Source organism: Propioniciclava tarda (genome assembly GCF_900182665.1).
GTDB classification, from domain to species: Bacteria; Actinomycetota; Actinomycetes; order Propionibacteriales; family Propionibacteriaceae; genus Propioniciclava; species Propioniciclava tarda.
The window spans coordinates 347718-365388 of the sequence record NZ_FXTL01000001.1 but is presented as its reverse complement, the minus strand read 5'-3'; the positions used below and the strand labels follow the sequence as shown (position 1 = coordinate 365388).

18 protein-coding genes are annotated in these 17671 nt (G+C 68.9%); 3 read left to right on the top strand and 15 right to left on the bottom strand.

Translation table 11 applies throughout. The features are described from left to right. The first annotated feature begins 37 nt into the window (after positions 1 to 37). Positions 38 to 1024 (top strand): DUF3039 domain-containing protein, encoded by a 987-nt coding sequence (locus tag FN821_RS01745; protein ID WP_131170810.1) that lies wholly within the window; start codon positions 38 to 40, stop codon positions 1022 to 1024. Then, complete coding sequence (locus FN821_RS01740) at positions 1021 to 2508, top strand: class I SAM-dependent DNA methyltransferase (protein WP_131170809.1); 1488 nt, start codon at positions 1021 to 1023, stop codon at positions 2506 to 2508. The genes FN821_RS01745 and FN821_RS01740 overlap by 4 nt, the downstream gene beginning before the upstream one ends. On the opposite strand, the gene FN821_RS01735 is transcribed toward FN821_RS01740, so the two are convergent. From FN821_RS01735 to FN821_RS01675, 13 genes are all read right to left on the bottom strand, one after another. Next, on the bottom strand, positions 2505 to 5444 hold the full coding sequence (locus FN821_RS01735; RefSeq protein WP_131170808.1) for a glycoside hydrolase family 2 TIM barrel-domain containing protein: 2940 nt from the start codon (positions 5442 to 5444) through the stop codon (positions 2505 to 2507). The two genes, FN821_RS01740 and FN821_RS01735, sit on opposite strands and share 4 nt — an antisense overlap. A 187-nt stretch (positions 5445 to 5631) precedes the next feature. After that, the gene (locus FN821_RS01730) at positions 5632 to 6543 is read right to left on the bottom strand and encodes a carbohydrate ABC transporter permease (RefSeq protein WP_131170807.1); all 912 of its coding nucleotides are present in this window, start codon (positions 6541 to 6543) and stop codon (positions 5632 to 5634) included. Then, the gene (locus FN821_RS01725; protein WP_206661943.1) at positions 6540 to 7406 is read right to left on the bottom strand and encodes a carbohydrate ABC transporter permease; all 867 of its coding nucleotides are present in this window, start codon (positions 7404 to 7406) and stop codon (positions 6540 to 6542) included. The genes FN821_RS01730 and FN821_RS01725 overlap by 4 nt, the downstream gene beginning before the upstream one ends. A 41-nt stretch (positions 7407 to 7447) precedes the next feature. Continuing rightward, on the bottom strand, positions 7448 to 8806 hold the full coding sequence (locus FN821_RS01720; RefSeq protein WP_131170805.1) for an ABC transporter substrate-binding protein: 1359 nt from the start codon (positions 8804 to 8806) through the stop codon (positions 7448 to 7450). Positions 8807 to 9044: 238 nt separating this feature from the next. Beyond that, a complete protein-coding gene (locus FN821_RS01715; RefSeq protein ID WP_131170804.1) occupies positions 9045 to 9818 on the bottom strand; it encodes a substrate-binding domain-containing protein in 774 nt (257 codons plus the stop codon). 3 nt (positions 9819 to 9821) lie between these two features. After that, the gene (locus tag FN821_RS01710; protein WP_131170803.1) at positions 9822 to 10103 is read right to left on the bottom strand and encodes a LacI family DNA-binding transcriptional regulator; all 282 of its coding nucleotides are present in this window, start codon (positions 10101 to 10103) and stop codon (positions 9822 to 9824) included. 230 nt (positions 10104 to 10333) lie between these two features. After that, a complete protein-coding gene (ccsB, locus tag FN821_RS01705; protein ID WP_131170802.1) occupies positions 10334 to 11290 on the bottom strand; it encodes a c-type cytochrome biogenesis protein CcsB in 957 nt (318 codons plus the stop codon). After that, on the bottom strand, positions 11287 to 12891 hold the full coding sequence (resB, locus tag FN821_RS01700; RefSeq protein ID WP_131170801.1) for a cytochrome c biogenesis protein ResB: 1605 nt from the start codon (positions 12889 to 12891) through the stop codon (positions 11287 to 11289). Before resB ends, ccsB begins: the two co-directional genes overlap by 4 nt. 113 nt (positions 12892 to 13004) lie before the next feature. Continuing rightward, on the bottom strand, positions 13005 to 13775 hold the full coding sequence (locus FN821_RS01695) for a cytochrome c biogenesis CcdA family protein (RefSeq protein WP_421958029.1): 771 nt from the start codon (positions 13773 to 13775) through the stop codon (positions 13005 to 13007). After that, positions 13772 to 14272, bottom strand: a complete 501-nt coding sequence (locus FN821_RS01690) for a TlpA family protein disulfide reductase (RefSeq protein WP_131170800.1) — start codon at positions 14270 to 14272, stop codon at positions 13772 to 13774. The genes FN821_RS01695 and FN821_RS01690 overlap by 4 nt, the downstream gene beginning before the upstream one ends. A 175-nt stretch (positions 14273 to 14447) precedes the next feature. Continuing rightward, positions 14448 to 15137 (bottom strand): histidine phosphatase family protein, encoded by a 690-nt coding sequence (locus FN821_RS01685; RefSeq protein WP_421958028.1) that lies wholly within the window; start codon positions 15135 to 15137, stop codon positions 14448 to 14450. An 8-nt stretch (positions 15138 to 15145) separates the two neighbouring features. Further along, positions 15146 to 15403: a glutaredoxin family protein gene (locus FN821_RS01680; RefSeq protein ID WP_241660048.1), complete on the bottom strand. Its 258-nt coding sequence runs from the start codon at positions 15401 to 15403 to the stop codon at positions 15146 to 15148. A gap of 13 nt (positions 15404 to 15416) precedes the next feature. Next, a complete protein-coding gene (locus FN821_RS01675) occupies positions 15417 to 15518 on the bottom strand; it encodes a 30S ribosomal protein bS22 (protein WP_002550589.1) in 102 nt (33 codons plus the stop codon). 283 nt (positions 15519 to 15801) lie between these two features. Between FN821_RS01675 and FN821_RS01670 the strand changes: the two genes are divergently transcribed. After that, complete coding sequence (locus FN821_RS01670) at positions 15802 to 16254, top strand: NUDIX domain-containing protein (RefSeq protein WP_131170798.1); 453 nt, start codon at positions 15802 to 15804, stop codon at positions 16252 to 16254. A 102-nt stretch (positions 16255 to 16356) separates the two neighbouring features. On the opposite strand, the gene FN821_RS01665 is transcribed toward FN821_RS01670, so the two are convergent. Together FN821_RS01665 and FN821_RS01660 are read right to left on the bottom strand one after the other, a co-directional pair. Continuing rightward, positions 16357 to 17400 carry an adenosine deaminase gene (locus tag FN821_RS01665; RefSeq protein WP_131170797.1) on the bottom strand — a complete coding sequence of 348 codons (1044 nt, stop codon included), beginning with the start codon at positions 17398 to 17400 and terminating at the stop codon, positions 16357 to 16359. A 40-nt stretch (positions 17401 to 17440) separates the two neighbouring features. Beyond that, positions 17441 to 17671, bottom strand: a complete 231-nt coding sequence (locus FN821_RS01660) for a hypothetical protein (RefSeq protein ID WP_131170796.1) — start codon at positions 17669 to 17671, stop codon at positions 17441 to 17443.

The following is a 17671-nucleotide window of genomic DNA, read 5'->3' as shown; positions in this document are numbered from 1 at the left end:
TACCGCCACTGTCGGGGCGGTAAGGAATGATGTCTACGTGCAGCACGACCCGCGGGCTCGACCCACCCTGGCGGTCCTCGTCGACCTCAAGAACGGGTGGTCGAGCCCGTGGCCACGCCGCCTCATCGAAACAGCTGACTGGAACTCACTCAGGCCCCTCGCGGAGCTTCCCCATCCCATCCTCCAGAAGGCGCGCGAAATCCTGGGTTCCGAGCCGGTCAACGACCACCCCCGAGGTCTGATCGACTGCTCTGGCGAACTGCGGCTCGCTGAGGTCCGCAGCTCGCAGTGGCGCGCGGGTATCTGGACCGACCCTGACGGGGTCCGATGGGTCGTCGCCACTGGCCTCGCGAAAGGTGGTCACGAGGATGGGGATGACTTCTACCAAGCCCTCGCCGCCCGCTGCGCCACAGTGGAGGGCCGAGATCAGCTCAAACCACGAGACATCGATGCTCGAATCCTCAAGACGGAAACAGCGGCCAACATGCTCACGCGGTGGCAACTCGCCATTCAACGCGAGTGTCTTGAATCGCTCAGGGACTGCCCAGCAGGTGCCACCCGACAGCGGCCTCTCCCCGACCCCGTCACGGGCAAGCCGCCCATCGCGGTCCTGCGGCTGACCTACGAGATCGAGGATGGGCTTGATTGCTTCCTCGTCGAATTCCTGGAGTGTCGCCGTCTAGGCAGCCGGCTCCACCACCAGCTAGAACGGCGGGTCTTGACCAGCATCGCGCCGCCTGCCCCGGACTGGGACGTTGCAGGTGGCATTTACTCCGCCATGGAGGGATCTGGGCACAGAAGTGCCCAGATCGAACGATTGACGTCTGTAGACGCGCGGGGCGAGCTCTTGACCACCGAATACGGCCAGATGGCCCATTACGCCCACCAACGCCACATCGGAGGTTCGCTCGTTGACGGCGAGGCCATCAGAGCTTTGTGTGGCGTGTTCTTCGTCGCAACTCGAAACCCCGACGCGTTCCCCGAATGCCCTGCATGCCTCACCGCCTACCAGGAACTCCGATGACTGACCCCCGACGCCTCGTCGACAAGCTGTGGGCCTACTGCGACGTCCTGCGCGACGACGGCGTCGGCGTCCTCGAATACACCGAGCAGCTCACGTACCTGCTGTTCCTCAAGATGGCGCACGAGCGAGCCACCCGCTCGCTGGCACCCGAACGCATCCTGCCCGCCCAGTACGACTGGCAACGCCTCGTGGACGCCTCCGGCATCGAGCTGGAGCGCCGCTACACCGAGATGCTCGTCGGACTCGCCCGCGAAGACGGCGTCGTCGGCACCATCTTCCGCAAGTCGCAGAACCGCATCCAGGATCCGGCGAAGCTGCAGCGGCTCGTCCACGACCTGATCGGCAAGGAGCACTGGTCGGCGTCCGGCACCGACATCACCGGGGACGCCTACGAGTCGCTGCTCTCCAAAGGCGCCTCCGACAAGGGCTCGGGCGCCGGGCAGTACTTCACGCCCCGGGCGCTGATCCAAGGCATCGTCGACGTCATCAACCCCACGGTCGACGACACCGTCGTCGACCCCGCCTGCGGCACCGGGGGTTTCCTGCTCGTGGCCCACGAGCACGCGGGCCGCGCGGCGGCGTCCATGACCCCGACCCAACGCACCAAGCTGCGCGACGACCTCGTCTACGGCTACGAGCTGGTCGACGGCACCGCCCGGCTGGCCGCGATGAACCTGCTGCTGCACGGCATCGGCACGGCGTCCGGCGATGCCCTGATCGACGTGCGCGACTCGCTCGTGGCAGACCCGGGACGCCGCTGGTCGGTGGTGCTGTCGAACCCGCCGTTCGGCCGCAAGTCGTCGGTCACCACCATCGGGGCGGACGGACGCGAGTCCCGCGAGGACTCGGCGATCGAGCGCCAGGACTTCGCGGCGTCCACGTCGAACAAGCAGCTCAACTTCCTGCAGCACATCATGACGATCCTGGGCGTCGACGGCCGCGCGGCCGTCGTGCTGCCCGACAACGTGCTGTTTGAGGGCGGCGCCGGCGAGACCATCCGACGCAAGCTGCTCACCGAGTACGACCTGCACACCATGCTGCGCCTGCCGACCGGCCTGTTCTACGCCCAGGGCGTCAAGGCCAACGTGCTGTTCTTCGACAAGCGTCGGGCGCGTCCCGGGCAGCCCTGGACCGACAAGCTCTGGATCTACGACCTGCGCACCAACAAGCACTTCACCCTCAAGCAGAACCCGCTGCGCCGCTCGGATCTGGACGACTTCGCCGCCTGCTACGGCACCGGTTCGCGGCTGAACCGGGTGGAGTCCGAGCGGTTCAAGGGCTTCGACCTGAGTGAGTTGCTGGCTCGCGACAAGGTCAACCTCGACATCACCTGGCTCAAGGACGACTCCCTCACCGACCTCGACAACCTGCCGTCCCCCGACGTCATCGCCCGCGAGATCGTCGAGGACCTCACCGCCGCGCTGGCCGAGTTCGAGGCCGTCGCCGCCGCTCTTGAGGCCCAGCTGGGGGCGGCGTCCGACTAGACCACCCGGAACGCCATCGACCCCGCCAGCGCACGCGGCCACAGGGCCGCCTCGGGACGCACGTCCGGACCGCACGAGCGCGAGCCGAGGCCGTGCTGGGCGATGTCGACGTAGAGATGCGTGGCCGTCGGCGCCGACAGCTCGTGCTGGTGAGACGCAGCCGCCCACTGCTCGGCCGAGTGCCGAGCGACGGCGAACCCCGGACGCCCGTCGGAACCATCGTCCGTTGTCACCACGAACTCCGGCAGCCCCCCTCCGGTCAAGACCAGCTCGCGCAGCTCCGCCCGATGCCCCGTCTCCTGCGGCACGGCGTACGGCACGGTCAGCTCGTCGATCGGCGCCGAGAACCGCCCGACCCGAGCCGCAACCCGACTGTCGGCGTAGTTCTCGCCCGGACCCGTCCCGAACCAGGACGCCTCCTCGTACCCGGCCGGCAACACCAGGTGGACGCCGACGCGCGGCCACGTAACCGTCCAGCCGTCCGACGGCTCCACGGCCACCTCGAGCCGCAGCTCGCCATCCACCCAGGACCACCGCTGCGTCACATCCGCGTAGACGGACGCCTGCGCCGCCGCCAGCCGCGAGACCACGACCAAGCCGGACGCCGAAACGTCCAGGCTCAAGACGCGCGTCGTCAGCCGATCCAGCCCCACGGACCGCCAGCGCTCGGCGGACGACGGTCCCGGGACGCCGAAGCCGCCGGTCGTCGCCGGGTCGCCCAGCTCGTAGGAGCCCATCGTCGCCAGCGAGTCGTTCTCGGTCGGCGCGCGCCACAGGGTCACGCCGCCGCCCGTCACGTCCAGCCCGCCCACCGACACCAGAGCGCCGCGTCGGTCGAACCGGGCGTCGCCCAGCGTGTACCCGTCACCCTCGGCGACGGCCGCCGAAGACCCAGTCGGACGCCTCCGCGCCACCTCGGCCAGCTTCCGCTGGCCCGTCGAGACCACGTGCCCGGCGGACGCCCACGGCGTCGCCTCCCGCAGCGCGGCCGTCACGGTCAGCCAGTGCTCGCCCTCGGCGTCCAAGGCTAGCTCCGGCAGCGCGACCGACGCCGACGCCCCCGGCTCGATCGCCGGCACCTGAAACACCCCGCGCGCGACCGCGACCCCGTCCACCTCGTGCACCCACGCGAAGACCAGGTCGGCGGTCGAGCTGTCATGGCGCAGGTTCGTGACCGTCAGTTCGTCCCCGACTGCCAGCTTGATCGGCGTCACCACCGCCGCGTACTCGGCGAGCATCGGCGTGGGCGTCCCGTCGGCGAGCACCATGCCGTCGCACACGAACGAGCCGTCGTGGAACACCTCGCCGAAGTCGCCGCCGTAGCCGTAGAACGGCGTCCCGTCGGGCGTCCGGGTCAAGAGCCCGTGGTCGCGCCACTCCCAGACGAAGCCGCCGTGGAACGCCGGATTCGTGTCGAACAGGGCCTCATAAGCGGCGATGCCGCCGGCACCATTCCCCATCGCATGCACGTATTCACATTCGATGATCGGACGCCCCGGCCGCGCCTCGGTGAGCCGGACCAACTCCTCCAGCGGCGCGTACATGCGCGACACCAGGTCGACGTGCTCGTCGCTGTGGTCGCCTTCGTAGTGAATCGGACGCCCCGGGTCGCGTTCCCGAATCCACGCGGCCATCGCGGCCAGGTTCTCCCCCGCCCCCGACTCGTTGCCCAGCGACCACGCCACGACGCACGGATGGTTCTTGTCTCGCTCGACCATGCGTCGGGCGCGATCCAGGTAGACCTCGCGCCACTGGGGGTCGTCAGACGGGTTGCCCGCCCAGTCCACGTGAACGAATCCGTGCGTCTCGATGTCGCACTCGTCCATGACCCAGAAGCCGAGCTCGTCGGCCAGGTCCAGCAGGCCCGGATGCGGCGGGTAGTGGCTGGTCCGGATGGCGTTCAGGTTCGACCGCTTCATCAGCAGCATCGCCTCGCGGACCAACGCCTCGTCGAACACCCGCCCCTCGACCGGGTCGAAGTCATGCCGGTTCACCCCCCGGATCCGCAGGCGGCGTCCGTTCACCAGCCAGGCGTCCCCGACCACCTCGACGCGCCGGAAGCCCGCGTTCACCGCCACCGACTCCACAGCGTTCGAGACGTCGAGGCGGTAGAGCCGTGGCACGTCCGCACCCCACGGCTCCACCACCCCGACCTCGACCGACGCCCTCGCGTGGTTCAGCGTCAGGTCAAGCTCCAGTTCGGCGCAGCGCACCCGCACCGGGAAGGCCGCGTCGTCGGCGGTCACCTCGATCGTGAGGACGCCTACGCCCGTCTCGGGATCCCGGTCAGCCTGCACCCAGAGATCGTCCAGGCCGGCATCCGGACGCCTCAGCAGCGTCACCGACCGGAAGAGTCCGGGCAGCCACCACTGGTCCTGGTCCTCGACGTAGCTCATCGCGGACCACTGGCTCACCCGCACGACCAGCACGTTCTCGCCAGCGCGAACCAGCCCCGTCACGTCCAGTTCGTTGCGCAGCCGGCTGCCGCGCAGCACCCCGATCTCGACGCCGTTCAGCCAGACCCGGCCGATCGACTCCAGGCCGTCGAACCGCAGCCAGAGGCGTCCGGACTCGACCCACTCAGCAGGAACCGAGAACCTGCGCCGGTGGTCGCCGGTCGGGTTGGCGTCCGGGACGAACGGCGGATCGAGCGGGAACGGGTAGTTGACATTCGTGTAAATCGGACGCCCCCAGGCGCCGTCGCCCCGAAGCACCCAGTGCGACGGAACGTCGATGACGTCCCAGTCCGAGTCATCAAAACCAACCTCGGACGCCGCGGCGTCGGCCTCGTCAACGCCCGGGTAGAGCCGGAAGCGCCAGTCCCCATCGAGGCTCAGCGCGGCGGAGTCAGCCGCGAGGTCCGCGCGCGGCGCTACGAGGCGTCCGGACGAGGGGGCGACGTCGGTGACGTAGCGGGCGTCGGGGTGCAACGGCATGGCGACTCACTCTAGTCTTGGACGGGCAGACCGATGATGGCAGGGCTCCCCCGCCGCCGGGGCAGTAGGCCGACGGCGGGGCGAGCCTTGCGGAACACCGATCGATGAGGTCATCCGCTGGCTGAGCTTCTCGAAGCCCCTACAAGTGCGGCTCAGCCAGGCTCAGCCAGCGGTCAATCAGTGCTTCCTAGCCCTTCGTGGCGCCGAGGGTGAGCCCGGAGACGAAGTGCTTCTGCAGCAGGAAGTAGATGATGATCGTCGGCAAGGCCACGATCACCGATCCCGCTGCGACCAGGTTGTTGTCGGTGAAGAACGACCCCGACAGGTTGGTCAGCGAGCTCGTGACGGGGAACATGTCGCCGTTTTGCAGCAGCACGGTCGCCCAGAAGAACTCGTTGTAGATCCACGTGACTTCCAGCGTCGCCAGGGCGGCGAGCGACGGACGGCACAGCGGCAGCGTCAGCTTCCAGAACTGCTGCCAGATGGACGCCCCGTCGACCATCGCCGACTCGTAAATCTCCTTCGGCAGGGCCTTCATGTAGTTCGACAGGACGAACGTGCAGAACCCCACCTGGAAGCCCACGTTGACGGCGATCACTCCCCAGTACGAGTTGAGCAGCGTGCCGGACTCGCTGAGCCAGAACGGCACCTCGAACTTCTGGAACATCTTGAACACCGGGATCAGCAGCGACTGCGGCGGCAGCAGGTTGCCAGCGGTGAAGGCCGCCAGCATCACGATGTTGAAGGTCCAGTTGAAGCGGGCGATCACGAACGCGACCATCGACGCCAGGAACAGCGTCAAGATCACGGCCGGGATCGTGATGATCGCCGAGTTCAGGAACTTGCGGCTGAAGTCGCCGACGTCCCAGGCGTGCAGGTAGTTGGCGAAGGTCCAGCCACCGAAGCTCAGGTAGCCGTTCTTGGCCGTGTACTGGTAGTCGCGCAGCGACGCCATGACGGCGTAGACCATCGGCACCATCCACAGCGCCGTCAGCGTGGCCAGGAACGCGTGGGTGGCGATGCGCCCCTTCGTCCAGGGCCGCTTACTTGCGTTCTTGATGAGATCGGACGCCGTCGGCGCCGCTGTCGCGGTGCTCATCGGTCCTCCTTCAAGACGATGCGGAGATAGATGATGATGAAGATCGTCGAGAAGACGAGCATGATCGTCGCCAGTGCCGAGCCGAACCCGATCCGTTGCGCCTCGCCGACGATGTTGCGGGTCACCTCTGTCGCGAGCAACTCGAGCCCGTTGCGTCCTCGGTTGATCACCCACACCAGGTCGAAGGCGCGCAGCGAGTCGATGAACGTGATGACGAGCACCACGACGTTGATCGGGAACATCACGGGGAAGACGACGTGGAAGAACGTCTTCGGCTCGGACGCCCCGTCGATCTTGGCCGCTTCCTTCAGCGACGGATCGACGCCCTTCAAGCCGGCCAAGTAGAGCAACATGACGTAGCCCATGTGCCGCCACGACGTGGCGATGAGGGCCGACCAGATGTTGATCTTCGGATCGCCGTACCAGTCGATCTGCGTGCCGAACAGCAGGTTCAACAAGCCCTGGTCGCGGCTGAACATCAGCTGCCAGACGAAGCCGATCAGGGCCATCGAGAGCACGACCGGGATGTAGAGGGCGGTCTGGTAGAAGCGGGTGTGCGAGACCTCGCGGTCGAGCAGGACGGCCACGAGGAGCCCGAGCGGCGTCGCGACGCCGAACAGCACGATGAGCCAGATCACGTTGTGCTGGATGGCCGGCCAGAAGGCTGGGTAGATCGTGACGGCGTCCGAGTACCACTTGCTGCCGACGAACTTGGCCTCGGTGAAGGGGCCGAACCCGTCCCAGTCGAAGAACGACATCACGATCGTGGCGAGGGCCGGCAGCCAGACCAGCACTGCGGCGAACGCCGTCGGGATGAGCACCATCAGCGCGACGGTGACTCGGTCACGGGTGGAGAGCCGCATGCGGCGGCTCCCACCCGTGACCCGGGGCTGGGTCGTCGGTGTCATGACGCGAAGATCGACTTCTTCTGCGCCTCGACGTTCTTCAGGATCGTAGCGATGTCGTTCGGGTTCTTGATGAAGCTCTGGATGGCAGGGCCCATCACGGTGGAGGCGAAGTCCGGACGGCTGTCGCGGTCGAGGAACAGCGAGACCTCCGTGGCGTTCTTCAGCAGGTTGAGCATCTTGGTCTGCAGGCCGGTGTACTTGGCCACGTCGGCCTGGCCGCTGATCGCGATGACCGAGGGATCGGCCTGGACGAGGATGTCCTGGGCCTTGGCGCCGCCGAGGAAGCCCAGCCACTTCTTGGCGCCGGCCTCGTTCTTCGGACTCTTTCTCATCATGTAGCCGTCGGTCGGGGCCTCGATCGCGCCGGAGCCGATGTTGGAGTCGATCTCGGGGAACGTGAAGAAGTCGAGGTCGTCCTGCTCGGCGCCCTTGGCGAACTGCTGCGCGGCGAAGGTGCCGAGGTAGTACATGCCCGCCTGGTCCTTCTGGAGCGCCTGCGCGGCCTCCTGCCAGCTACGGCCCAGGGAGTCGGCCTGCAGGTACGGCAGCAGGCCCTTCCAGGTGTCGAACACCTTGACGACCTTGTCGCCGGACCAGTCTTCCTTACCGGACATCAGGCTGATGTGGTAGTCGTAGCCGTTGACGCGCATGTTCAGGATGTCGAACATGCCCATGGCCTCCCAGCCGTCCTTGTCGCAGAACGCGAAGGGGGTCATGTTGGCGGCCTTCATCTTGTCGCCGAGGGCCTTGAGCTCGTCCAAGGTCTTCGGGACGGTGTAGCCGTTCTTGGTGAAGACGGACTTCTTGTAGAGCACGACCCACGGGTAATAGTGGGCCGGCATGACGATCTGCTTGCTGCCGTCCTCGGTCGAGCAGGCCTTCTTCAGCGAGTCCGGGATGCCGGCGGTGGCCTTGTAGACGTCGGAGATGTCGCCGACGAGGCCCTTGTTGGCGAAGAAGCGGGCGCGGTAGCCGGCGAACCAGCCGAAGGTGTCGTCCGGGGAGCCCTGCAGGTAGTTGTTGATGTTCTCCTGGAACGTCGTGTGCGCGACGGTGTTGAACTTCACGTTCGCGCCCGGGTTCGCATCCTGGAAGGCCTTCGCGGCGGCCTCGATGGCGGCCTTCGGCACGGGGTCGGCCTGGTTGTTGCCGAACGTGATGTCGCCGAGCGCGGCGGCAGCGCCGCCACCAGCGGCCGAGCCGGACGCCGCGGGCGTCGAGCCGGACGCGCAGCCGGCGAGGCCGAGCGCACCGGCGGCCAGCGCGCCGCCCAGCAGCGTGCGGCGGGAGAAGCCGGAGATCGGGGAGACAGGGAACCGGGCGAGGTACTCGGCTTCGGTCTGCGGACGTGACATGGCTTGCCTACTTTCGTTGGAGGGACACCGTGGTTGAGGCGGAAGAACGAGATGAAACCGTGGGCCACGGCTCGGGCGCGAAACAGGGGCCACAGGCGTTGGGGCGTCGTCGGCGAGGTCGGCGACGTCTTGTAGGAGCGAGCGTTGGCGAAACGTTACCGGTAACAGTTTCGGGACGGCAAGAGGTTCATCGGACTGAACATGTGTTTCCTGGTGGCGGCCTGGAGAGCCCGCGAACTCAGCCCACGCGGATGCCGCGCCCGGGGCGTCCGGTGGAGATCCGCGGGACCAGCCGGGCGACCGGCAGACCCAGGTCCGGACGCCCACCGACGCCCTGGCGGCTCAGCAGCGCGTGGACGGTGTTGCGGCCCAGCAGCGCGAAGTCGACCGCCATCGTGGTCAGGGGCGGCGAGTAGAACTCGGCGTCGGCGATGCCGTCGTAGCCGGAGATGCTGACGTCGGCCGGCACCCGGACGCCCCGCTCGTGCAGCCAGTAGAGGGCACCGAGGGCGAGCTGATCGCTGGCGGCGACGATGGCGGTCGGGGCGGCGTCCAGCGGGTAGGACGCCATCGCCTCGTAGCCGGACGCCGCACCCCACTCCCCCGTCGTCTCGCCAGTGTTCACCAGGCCGCGGCGGGCCAGCACCTCGCGATAGGCCAGCAGGCGGTTGCGTCCGGCGAGCCAGGTCAACGGGCCGCCGATGTGGAAGAAGCGCTTGTGACCGAGGTCGGCCAAATGCGTGACGACTTGGGCGAACGGGTGGTCCAGGGCCCTCGGGGAGCCGGCGGCCAGCTCCGGCTCGGCCTCGACCACCCACGGCACCTTGAGCCGGTCGAGGTCGAGCCGGGACAGCAGCTTGTCGGACGACGAAATGACGACGACGCCGGCGAGCATGGTCCGGTTCATCATCGACAGCGCCGCATCGATGGACGCCCCGTCCGACGGGTCCAGCCGGACGATGTCAAGGATGTAGCCCTCGGCCCGGGCCGCCTCGGCAGCGCCCGCCAGCACCCGCTACGGCGCCCAGTCGTCGACGTCGAAAACGAACGCGCCGATGCGTCCGGGCTTCTTGGTGGCCAGCGTGCGCGCGATGTCGTTCACCTGGTAGTCGAGGTCGGCGAGGGCCGCGACGACGGCGTCCCGATTCTTCGGACGCAGCGACTCGCCCTTGAGGTAGCGCGAGACGGTCTGGTGGCTGACACCCGCGCGCTCGGCGACGGTGTAGATGGTCGCGTTGCGGGGCTCGTCGCCGGCAGCCATCGTCGCCATCGCGGACGCCTCCTTGTCTCGGCGCATACGTTAGCGCTCACGAAGGAGATCGTCATCGGACGCCTCGGCGGCTGCGGTCGTGCCTGACCCTGGTGGCCGTCTCCTGATCCGGGCGGTCACGAGGCAACCGTCCGGATCCGCACAGGGCCGAAGGTCGACGCCGCGGCCTCGTTCGTCGCCGACCCCGTCCAGGCAGCCGCCTGCAGGCGCGCGCGGAGCAGTGCGGACGGGCCGGACGGGTGTGGTTGACGACCGACTCAGATGCCCGCGTAGCTGTGTAGGCCCGAGACCAGCAGGTTGATGCCGACGAAGTTCCACCAGAACATGGCCACCCCGACGACGCCGAGCCAGGCGGCGCGACGTCCCTTCCAGCCGGCGGTCGCGCGGGCGTGCAGGTAGGCGGCGTAGACGACCCACGTCACCAGGGACCAGGTCTCCTTGGGATCCCAGCCCCAGTAGCGTCCCCACGCGTACTCGGCCCAGATGGACCCGGCGGCGATGGTGAACGTCCACAGCGGGAAGGCGAAGGCGACCGCGCGGTAGGCCACCCGGTCGAGCACCTCGGGCTGAGGCAGGCGGACCACGTAGCCCCGGACGGTGCCGCGCCGCTCGGCTCGCGTCCGCAGCAGGTACAGCACGGACGCGAGTCCGCCGACGTTGAACATCGCCCCGGCCGTGGCCGCCGCGATGATGTGGATCACGAACCACACCGAGTGCAGCGCGGGCACCAGGGGCGCGACCGCGACGTAGAAGACGGTGACCGCGAGCCCCAGACCGACCGACAGCAGCAGCGTCACGGGCAGGCCCAGCCAGCGCATCTTGCCTAGCCACACCAGCACTAGGTACCCGACCACGAGGATCGCCAGCGTCGAGCTCACGAACTCGTACATGTTGCCCCAGGGCGGACGCCCCGCCGCGAGCCCGCGAAGGACCACGCCCGCGACGTGCAGCGCCGCGCCGACCGCGGTCAGTGCCAGCCCCATCCGGCCGAAGCGGTCGACGCGGGTCAGGTCGGCGGCGATGCGATCGCGACGCGCGGCGGTGCCTGCCGTTGAGCTGGTCGCGGATGACGCCGCGGGCGAACCGTCCGTCGTCGACGGCCCCGCGTCGACGCGACGCGCGGACGCCCACTCGGCGGCATGCGCCGTCAAGGCCACCAGGTAGATCACCGTCGCGGTGACCATCGCCAGGGACGAGAAGTAGGCCAAGTTCATTCGGACTCCTCCAACTGCTCCCCCGCCAGCGTTAATTGAGACTTCGTGCCGCGACGACCAGGCGCCGGTTCCCCGCTGACGCCCATCACAGAGACCGACGCCCCCATCGCGTCGGCCAGTCCGGCGACGGCGTCGCCGAGTCCGGCGCGCGACTCGGCCCGGTCCAGCCCGCCGACGTCGACAGACCGGACGCCGTCGGCGTCCGTGACTCTGGCGAAGATCCGCCGGGGTTTGCCGAAGAGCGACAGCATCAGCGCAAGGACGGCGACCCCGATCGAGCCGTAGACGATCGGAAGTCCGGGGGTGGACGAGACCTGCAGCTTCGTCCAGCGCTTCCACGAGTCGAAGGTGATCTTGGACCCGTCCGGCACCGTGTAGCTCGCCCCGACGGCCAGCCGGAAGGATGCCGGCACGGCGCCGTCCATCACCTGGGTGAACTCGGTCTTGTCCAACGAGTAGACGTTCTCGGGGCGTCCGGTCTCGACCTTCGGTGGGGCGGTCCAAACCGTGCCCCACAAGGTCGGATTGTCCGCGTCCGGGAACGTCGACCGCGGACCCACACCGGACGCCGTCGACTGGCTGGGCACGAAGATCGAGTCGAACGCGAGGCGCTGCGGGCGAGCGTCCGGGGCCTTGATGACGCCGAGCGAGGTGAAGTTGCCGTCCTGCGGCAGGAACACGACCGGGCCTGAGTAGGCGACCGCGCCGGACGGGTCCGTCACGGTGACGATCGGCGCGTAGCCGTGGCCGATCAGGTTGACCATCGACGAGCCCAGGATCACCGGCGTGTTCACCTCGAGGATCGTCGGACGCGGCTCCTCGGCGGGGCCGGCGAGGCGTCCGGTGACCTGGAACTGACGTGCCGCCCCGTGCTGGACGCTCCCGCGCTCGAAGCTGACGTCGAACTTGTCGACCCACAGCGTGAACGGCGGCAGGGCGGACGCCTTGAAGAACGCCCCGGCCGCGAAGTCGTCGTACTGGCTGAGGGTGTTGCTGAACGCGGACCCCTCCACCGCGATCACCGACCCCTTGTAGCCGAACAGCGAGCTGACCGCGATGCCCGCCAGCACCCCCAGGATGCTCACATGGAACGCCAGGTTGCCCAGCTCGCGCAGGTAGCCGATCTCGCCGGACAGTTCGTTGCCCTGCCGCCGCACCCGATACCGCCCGGCGACGAGCCAACGCTCGCCGGCGTCCAAAGCGTCGGACGCCGAGAGTCGCGTCGGTCCGGACGCGCGCTCGGCCAGCTTGTCGAGCCGCTTCGGGACGCCGGGCGGCATGGCCCGGACGGCTCGCGCGTAGACGGCGATGCGAGGCACGATGCACCCGACGAGCGACACCAGCAGCAGCAGGTAGATGGACGCGAACCACGGCGAGCCGTACACGTCGAACAGGCCGAGGCGGTCGAAGACGGCGCCGAGTTCGGGGCGCGCGGCGATCCACTCGCGGACCAGCACCGGGTTGTTCGGACGCTGCGGCAGGATCTTGGGTCCGAGCGAGCCAGGCACCGCGGCGATCATCAGCGCGAACAGCAGGACGAGCGCCGTGCGCATGCTGGTGAGCTGGGTCCAGAGGAACCGGAGGAACTCGACCGGCTTCATCGGTGGCGCGTCTGAGGAACGACGCGACCCAGTAACTCCACCCTCGCTGGCTGAGCTTGGTCTGTCCTGAGCTTGTCGAGGGGTCGAAGCCTTCGGGTCCTTGGCTGCCGCCATCAGATCAGAGCCCCGAAGCCGGACGCCCACTGCCGCAGGACGCCCATCATGAGGTCCCACCCCCCGGTGGCAAGCAGCAGCCCGACGGCCACCATCAACGCGCCCCCGACCCGCTGCAGCACGAGGTGGTGCGACTTCACCCAGGTCAACGTGCGCGCGAGGCGTCCGAACGCGAGGCCGAAGGCCAGGAACGGCAGCCCGAGCCCCAGCGCGTAGAACGCGGCCAGGACGGCGCCGCGAGCGGCGGTCGCCTGATCGATCGCGAGGGTCAGCACGACGCCGAGCGCGGGCCCGATGCAGGGCGTCCAGCCGATGCCGAACACCACGCCGAGCAGCGGCGCGGCGGCCACCCCGAATCGTGGCGCGGCCTGCAGCCGCACGGTCGTCCGACCGAGCGGGATGAGGTCGGCGAAGATCAGTCCGAGCACGATCGCGAGCACGCCGGCGACGATGTCGATCGGACGCCGGTACGCGTGCAGCATCGAGCCCAGCCCGCCGAACAGCGCGCCTTGGCTGACGAAGACGGCAGCGAAGCCGAGGACAAACAGGCTGGTGCCAAGCAGGACGCGTCCGCGGCTGCGGTCCGCTTTGCCGGCGACGATGTCGGACGCCGCGAGCCCGGTCGCGTACGACAGGTAGCCCGGCAGCAGCGGCAGGACGCAGGGGCTGAAGAAGGACGCCAGCCCGGCCAGCATCGCGACGGGGATCGCGATGGGCATCGATCCGCCGATGGCGTCCCGGACCCAGCCGGCCAGGTCGAGCGGGGTCATCGACCGGCCGCCGCGTCCTCGACCAGGCCGACGAGCGTGGCCTGGGTGGTTTCGCCGAGGATCCGGGCCGCGATGCGTCCCTGGGGGTCGACGACGATCGTCGTCGGGATCGCGCTGGGCGGCAGCGAGGGGAACAGCAGCAGGAGGCGTCCGTCGGGGTCGAAGACCGACTCGTACGTGGTGCCCGTCTCGCGCACGAGCGCGAGCGCCTGGGCGGTCCCGGTGTCGCGGGTGTTGATGCCGACGAACGTGGCCCGACCGGCGGTCGCCTTGGCGGCGGCGGCCAGGGCGGGCGCCTCCTTGCGGCAGGGTGCGCACCACGAGCCCCAGACGTTGTAGACGATGACGCCCCTCAGGGTCGCCGAGTCGAAGTCGGTGCCGGTGAGGGTCTTGCCGGTGATGTGCGGCGCGGCGACCCGCTGCGCGGGCTCCACGCGCGTCAGGGACGCCTCGTTCACCCCGGACGCCCCACAGCCGGTCAGCCCCAAGGCCAGCATCAGTCCAAGGACAAGTGAGATCGGACCGACCCGACGAACGTCCTTGGCCCGCTCTCGGACCTCTGACCGCGTTAGCAGCACGTTCACCTGCCCAGGTGGGGATGTGCACGTGCTGTTAACGCCGGAGTCAGGGGTGCGGAACGTTCGGCCGGGAAAGAAGCGACGCAAGGCGCGCTCACATCCCCGGACGCAGGATCTTCTTGCGCGCCGGCACCAGACCACCCGCGGGCTCGGTGTAGTCGACCTTGACGACGCGGCCTTCCATCAGCGTGAAGGTCGTCACGGACGCCAGCCGCGCCTGCCGCTGGGCCGGGTTGTGCACCAGCGGACGCCCCTCGGCCGACAGCCGCGCCATCCAGATGGGCAGCTCGTGGCTGACGAGCACCGCGCGTCCACCGACGCCGGCCGCGGCGGCGGCGTCCGCGATGGCGGCGTGCATGCGCTGGGCGACCTTCTCGTACGGCTCCCCCCAGCTCGGACGCAGCGGGTTGCGCAGGCGGATCAGGTTGCGGGGCAGCAGCAGGCGCTGATTGAAGCGTCCGAACGCCTGGCCCTCGAGAGAGTTGGCGGCCTCGATGATGCGGTTGTCGACCACCAGTTCTAGTTCGGGATGGCGGGCGGCGATGGGCGCCATGGTCTCGCGGGCGCGCTGCAGCGGCGACACCCGCAGGTGCGTGATGGGCAGGTCGGCGAAGTACTCGCCCAGGCGGTCGGCCATCTGGCGTCCGAGATCGGACAGTCCGAAGCCGGGGAGGCGTCCGTACAGGACGTGGTTCGGGTTGTAGACCTGACCGTGCCTGCACACGTGAACCAGGGTGTGTTCCATTCCCTCTCCTTCCGACCCGGGGCGCCGTGGCCCCACCATACGTGGGTCTACGTCAGGGCCGCGCGGAGGGCGTCCGCCTCGACGAACCACAGCGACAGCTGGACTCCGTCGACGAACGTGACGGGCACGTGATCGGTGTAGGCCGAGCGCAGTTCGGGGTCAGAATCGACGTCGACGGCCTGCCAGGAATCCCCTGTGTCCTGGCAGACCGTCGCGATGATTCGTTGAGCGTCGTCGCAGAGATGGCACCCGGTGCGCACCAGCACCACCACGCGGGCGGTGCCGTCGCCGATCACGGCGGGCACGGGCGCGAACTGGCTACTTGCCGGCGCGGCGACGCTGGATGCGCGTCTTCTTCAGCAGCTTGCGGTGCTTCTTCTTGGCCATCCGCTTGCGACGCTTCTTGATGACAGAACCCACGCCTGTACCTCTCCGAGACCGGGCCCGACTCTCGGACACCGAAGTTGATTGATGAGGCCGACTCGAAAGCCAGCCAAGCACGCAGATGCTACCTCCCCGGCCGCTCGGGGAGCGAATCGTCCGGCCCAGCCCGCGCATGCTCGGGCCATGGTGAGGTGCGCGACATTTGCGGGTCCAGGGGAAGGATTCAGTCGGCCTCGGGCCCAATCACCCCCGCTGGACCCCCGTTTGTGGCGGTCACCCCACGAAACCCACCCCTAGGATCAGCGGCCGGGGAGGAAACATGCCTGAGATCAAGGTGAAGGCCTACTGCGTGCTCTACGACGCCGACCGGACGCACCACCTGGTGTGGGTCGGCTCGGACCCGGGCCGCGTCGAGCGCTTCCATCGCCTGATCGGCGGCCACGTCGAGTTCGGCGAGCGGGCAGCCGCGGCGGTGGTCCGCGAGGTGGCCGAGGAGGTCGGTGTGACGATCGCGCCTCGGTTCTTGGGCGTGGTGGAGCAGCTCTTCGTCTATGCGGACGCCCCCGGCCACGAGGTCGTGTTCGTCTTCGCCGCGGACCTGCCGCAGCCCGCGCCGATCCCGCCCAGCGGCGGCTTCATCGACGACAACGGCGTGGCCATCCCGTGCGTGTGGCGTCCGGTCGGGGACCGGTCGTGCCCCCTGTTCCCCGACGATGTCCAAGGCCTGCTGGACGCCGACCTCGCGGCCTTCGCTGGAGGGTCCGGCGACTGACACTCAGGCCGTTGGCTGAGCTCGTCGAAGCCCCTCCGCTCCGGCTTCGACAGGCTCAGCCAGCGGTGCACAGGCTCAGCGAGCGGTTTGGTCAGGGCTTGCCTACCCCGGCGGGTCGGCGAGCCAGGCGTCCACCTCGGCCTTCCAGCGACGCTTGTCCGCATCCGAGGCGAACGAGGCGTCGATGGACGCCGACGCGAGCGTCGCCAGTTCAGGGTCCGAAAAGCCCTGGACGTCGCGCGCGATGGCGTACTGGTCGGTCAGCCGCGACAGGAACAGCAGCGGGTCATCTGCCGCGAGCGCGACCTGGACGCCGGCGCCCATGAGCGTGCGCAGCGGCACGGAAGCGTCGTCCGGGAAGACGCCGAGGTGCACGTTGGACGCCGGGCACACCTCCAGCGGCACGCCTCGCGCGGCCAGCGCGTCGACAAGGCGCGGGTCCTCGACGGAGCGGACGCCGTGACCGATCCGATCGGGGTGCAGAGCGGCCAGGGCCGCGCGGATGGCGTCCGGACCGAGGAGCTCGCCGGCATGCGGCACCGACCGCAGTCCTGCCGTCCGGGCGATGCGGAAGGCGCCTTCCCAGGCTGAGGTGTCGCCGTTGCGCTCGTTGTTCGACAGGCCGAAGCCGATGACCTCGCCGGGTCCGTCGCCGGCGTAGCGCGCCGCCAGTCGGGCCAGCGCGCGGGCGTCCAACGGGTGTTTCATCCTGGACGCCGCGACGATGACGCCCACCTGGACGCCGGAGGTTCGGGTCGCCTCGCGGGCGGCGTCCAGGACGATCTCGAGGGCGGGCTGGAGGCCGCCGACGTGGTCGGCGTAGCCGGTCGGGTCGACCTGCAGCTCCAGGCGGCGCGAGCCCTCGCGGGCGTCGTCCGCGGCGGCGCGCGCGACGATCATCCGCATCGCCTCCTCGGACGTCACGGTGTGCCGCGCGGTGTCGTAGAGGCGCTGGAAGCGGAACCATCCGCGCTTGTCGAACGGCACATCGAGGGCGATGTCGTCGGTGAGCGCCTCGGGCAACTCTGCCCCGCCGAGGGCAGCGACCTCGCGCAGCGTCGGGATGCTCATCGAGCCCGTGAAGTGCAGGTGGAGGTGCGCCTTGGGCAGCAGGTTCAGATCGCGGCGGCGCTCCGACCCTGGCATCCAGGCAGTCTGCCCGACCGGGGGCGCGGGTGCGAGTCCGCTACTTCTGGACGCCGCCGCCTCCGCGCCGCTTCTTGGAGTCAACGCCGAAGTAGCGCTGGACGAGGGCGTAGGCGAGGGCCGACACGATCATCACGTAGAACGCAGCCGGCGTCTTGACGTCCTTGGTGGTCGAGTACTCCCACATCTGAATGCCCAGGCTGATCAGGGTGGCCGCGAGCAGGACGCCGAGCACCACGCGGATCACGAGCTTCTTCTGACGCTCGTCCAC

Coding starts and splice junctions, on each gene's coding strand:
- FN821_RS01740 (WP_131170809.1), top strand. CDS start 1,021: ATGACTGACCCCCGACGCCTCGTCGACAAGCTGTGGGCCTACTGCGAC.
- FN821_RS01735 (WP_131170808.1), bottom strand. CDS start 5,444: ATGCCGTTGCACCCCGACGCCCGCTACGTCACCGACGTCGCCCCCTCG.
- FN821_RS01730 (WP_131170807.1), bottom strand. CDS start 6,543: ATGAGCACCGCGACAGCGGCGCCGACGGCGTCCGATCTCATCAAGAAC.
- FN821_RS01725 (WP_206661943.1), bottom strand. CDS start 7,406: ATGCGGCTCTCCACCCGTGACCGAGTCACCGTCGCGCTGATGGTGCTC.
- FN821_RS01720 (WP_131170805.1), bottom strand. CDS start 8,806: ATGTCACGTCCGCAGACCGAAGCCGAGTACCTCGCCCGGTTCCCTGTC.
- FN821_RS01710 (WP_131170803.1), bottom strand. CDS start 10,103: ATGCGCCGAGACAAGGAGGCGTCCGCGATGGCGACGATGGCTGCCGGC.
- ccsB (WP_131170802.1), bottom strand. CDS start 11,290: ATGAACTTGGCCTACTTCTCGTCCCTGGCGATGGTCACCGCGACGGTG.
- resB (WP_131170801.1), bottom strand. CDS start 12,891: ATGAAGCCGGTCGAGTTCCTCCGGTTCCTCTGGACCCAGCTCACCAGC.
- FN821_RS01695 (WP_421958029.1), bottom strand. CDS start 13,775: ATGACCCCGCTCGACCTGGCCGGCTGGGTCCGGGACGCCATCGGCGGA.
- FN821_RS01690 (WP_131170800.1), bottom strand. CDS start 14,272: ATGCTGGCCTTGGGGCTGACCGGCTGTGGGGCGTCCGGGGTGAACGAG.
- FN821_RS01685 (WP_421958028.1), bottom strand. CDS start 15,137: ATGGTGGGGCCACGGCGCCCCGGGTCGGAAGGAGAGGGAATGGAACAC.
- FN821_RS01670 (WP_131170798.1), top strand. CDS start 15,802: ATGCCTGAGATCAAGGTGAAGGCCTACTGCGTGCTCTACGACGCCGAC.
- FN821_RS01665 (WP_131170797.1), bottom strand. CDS start 17,400: ATGCCAGGGTCGGAGCGCCGCCGCGATCTGAACCTGCTGCCCAAGGCG.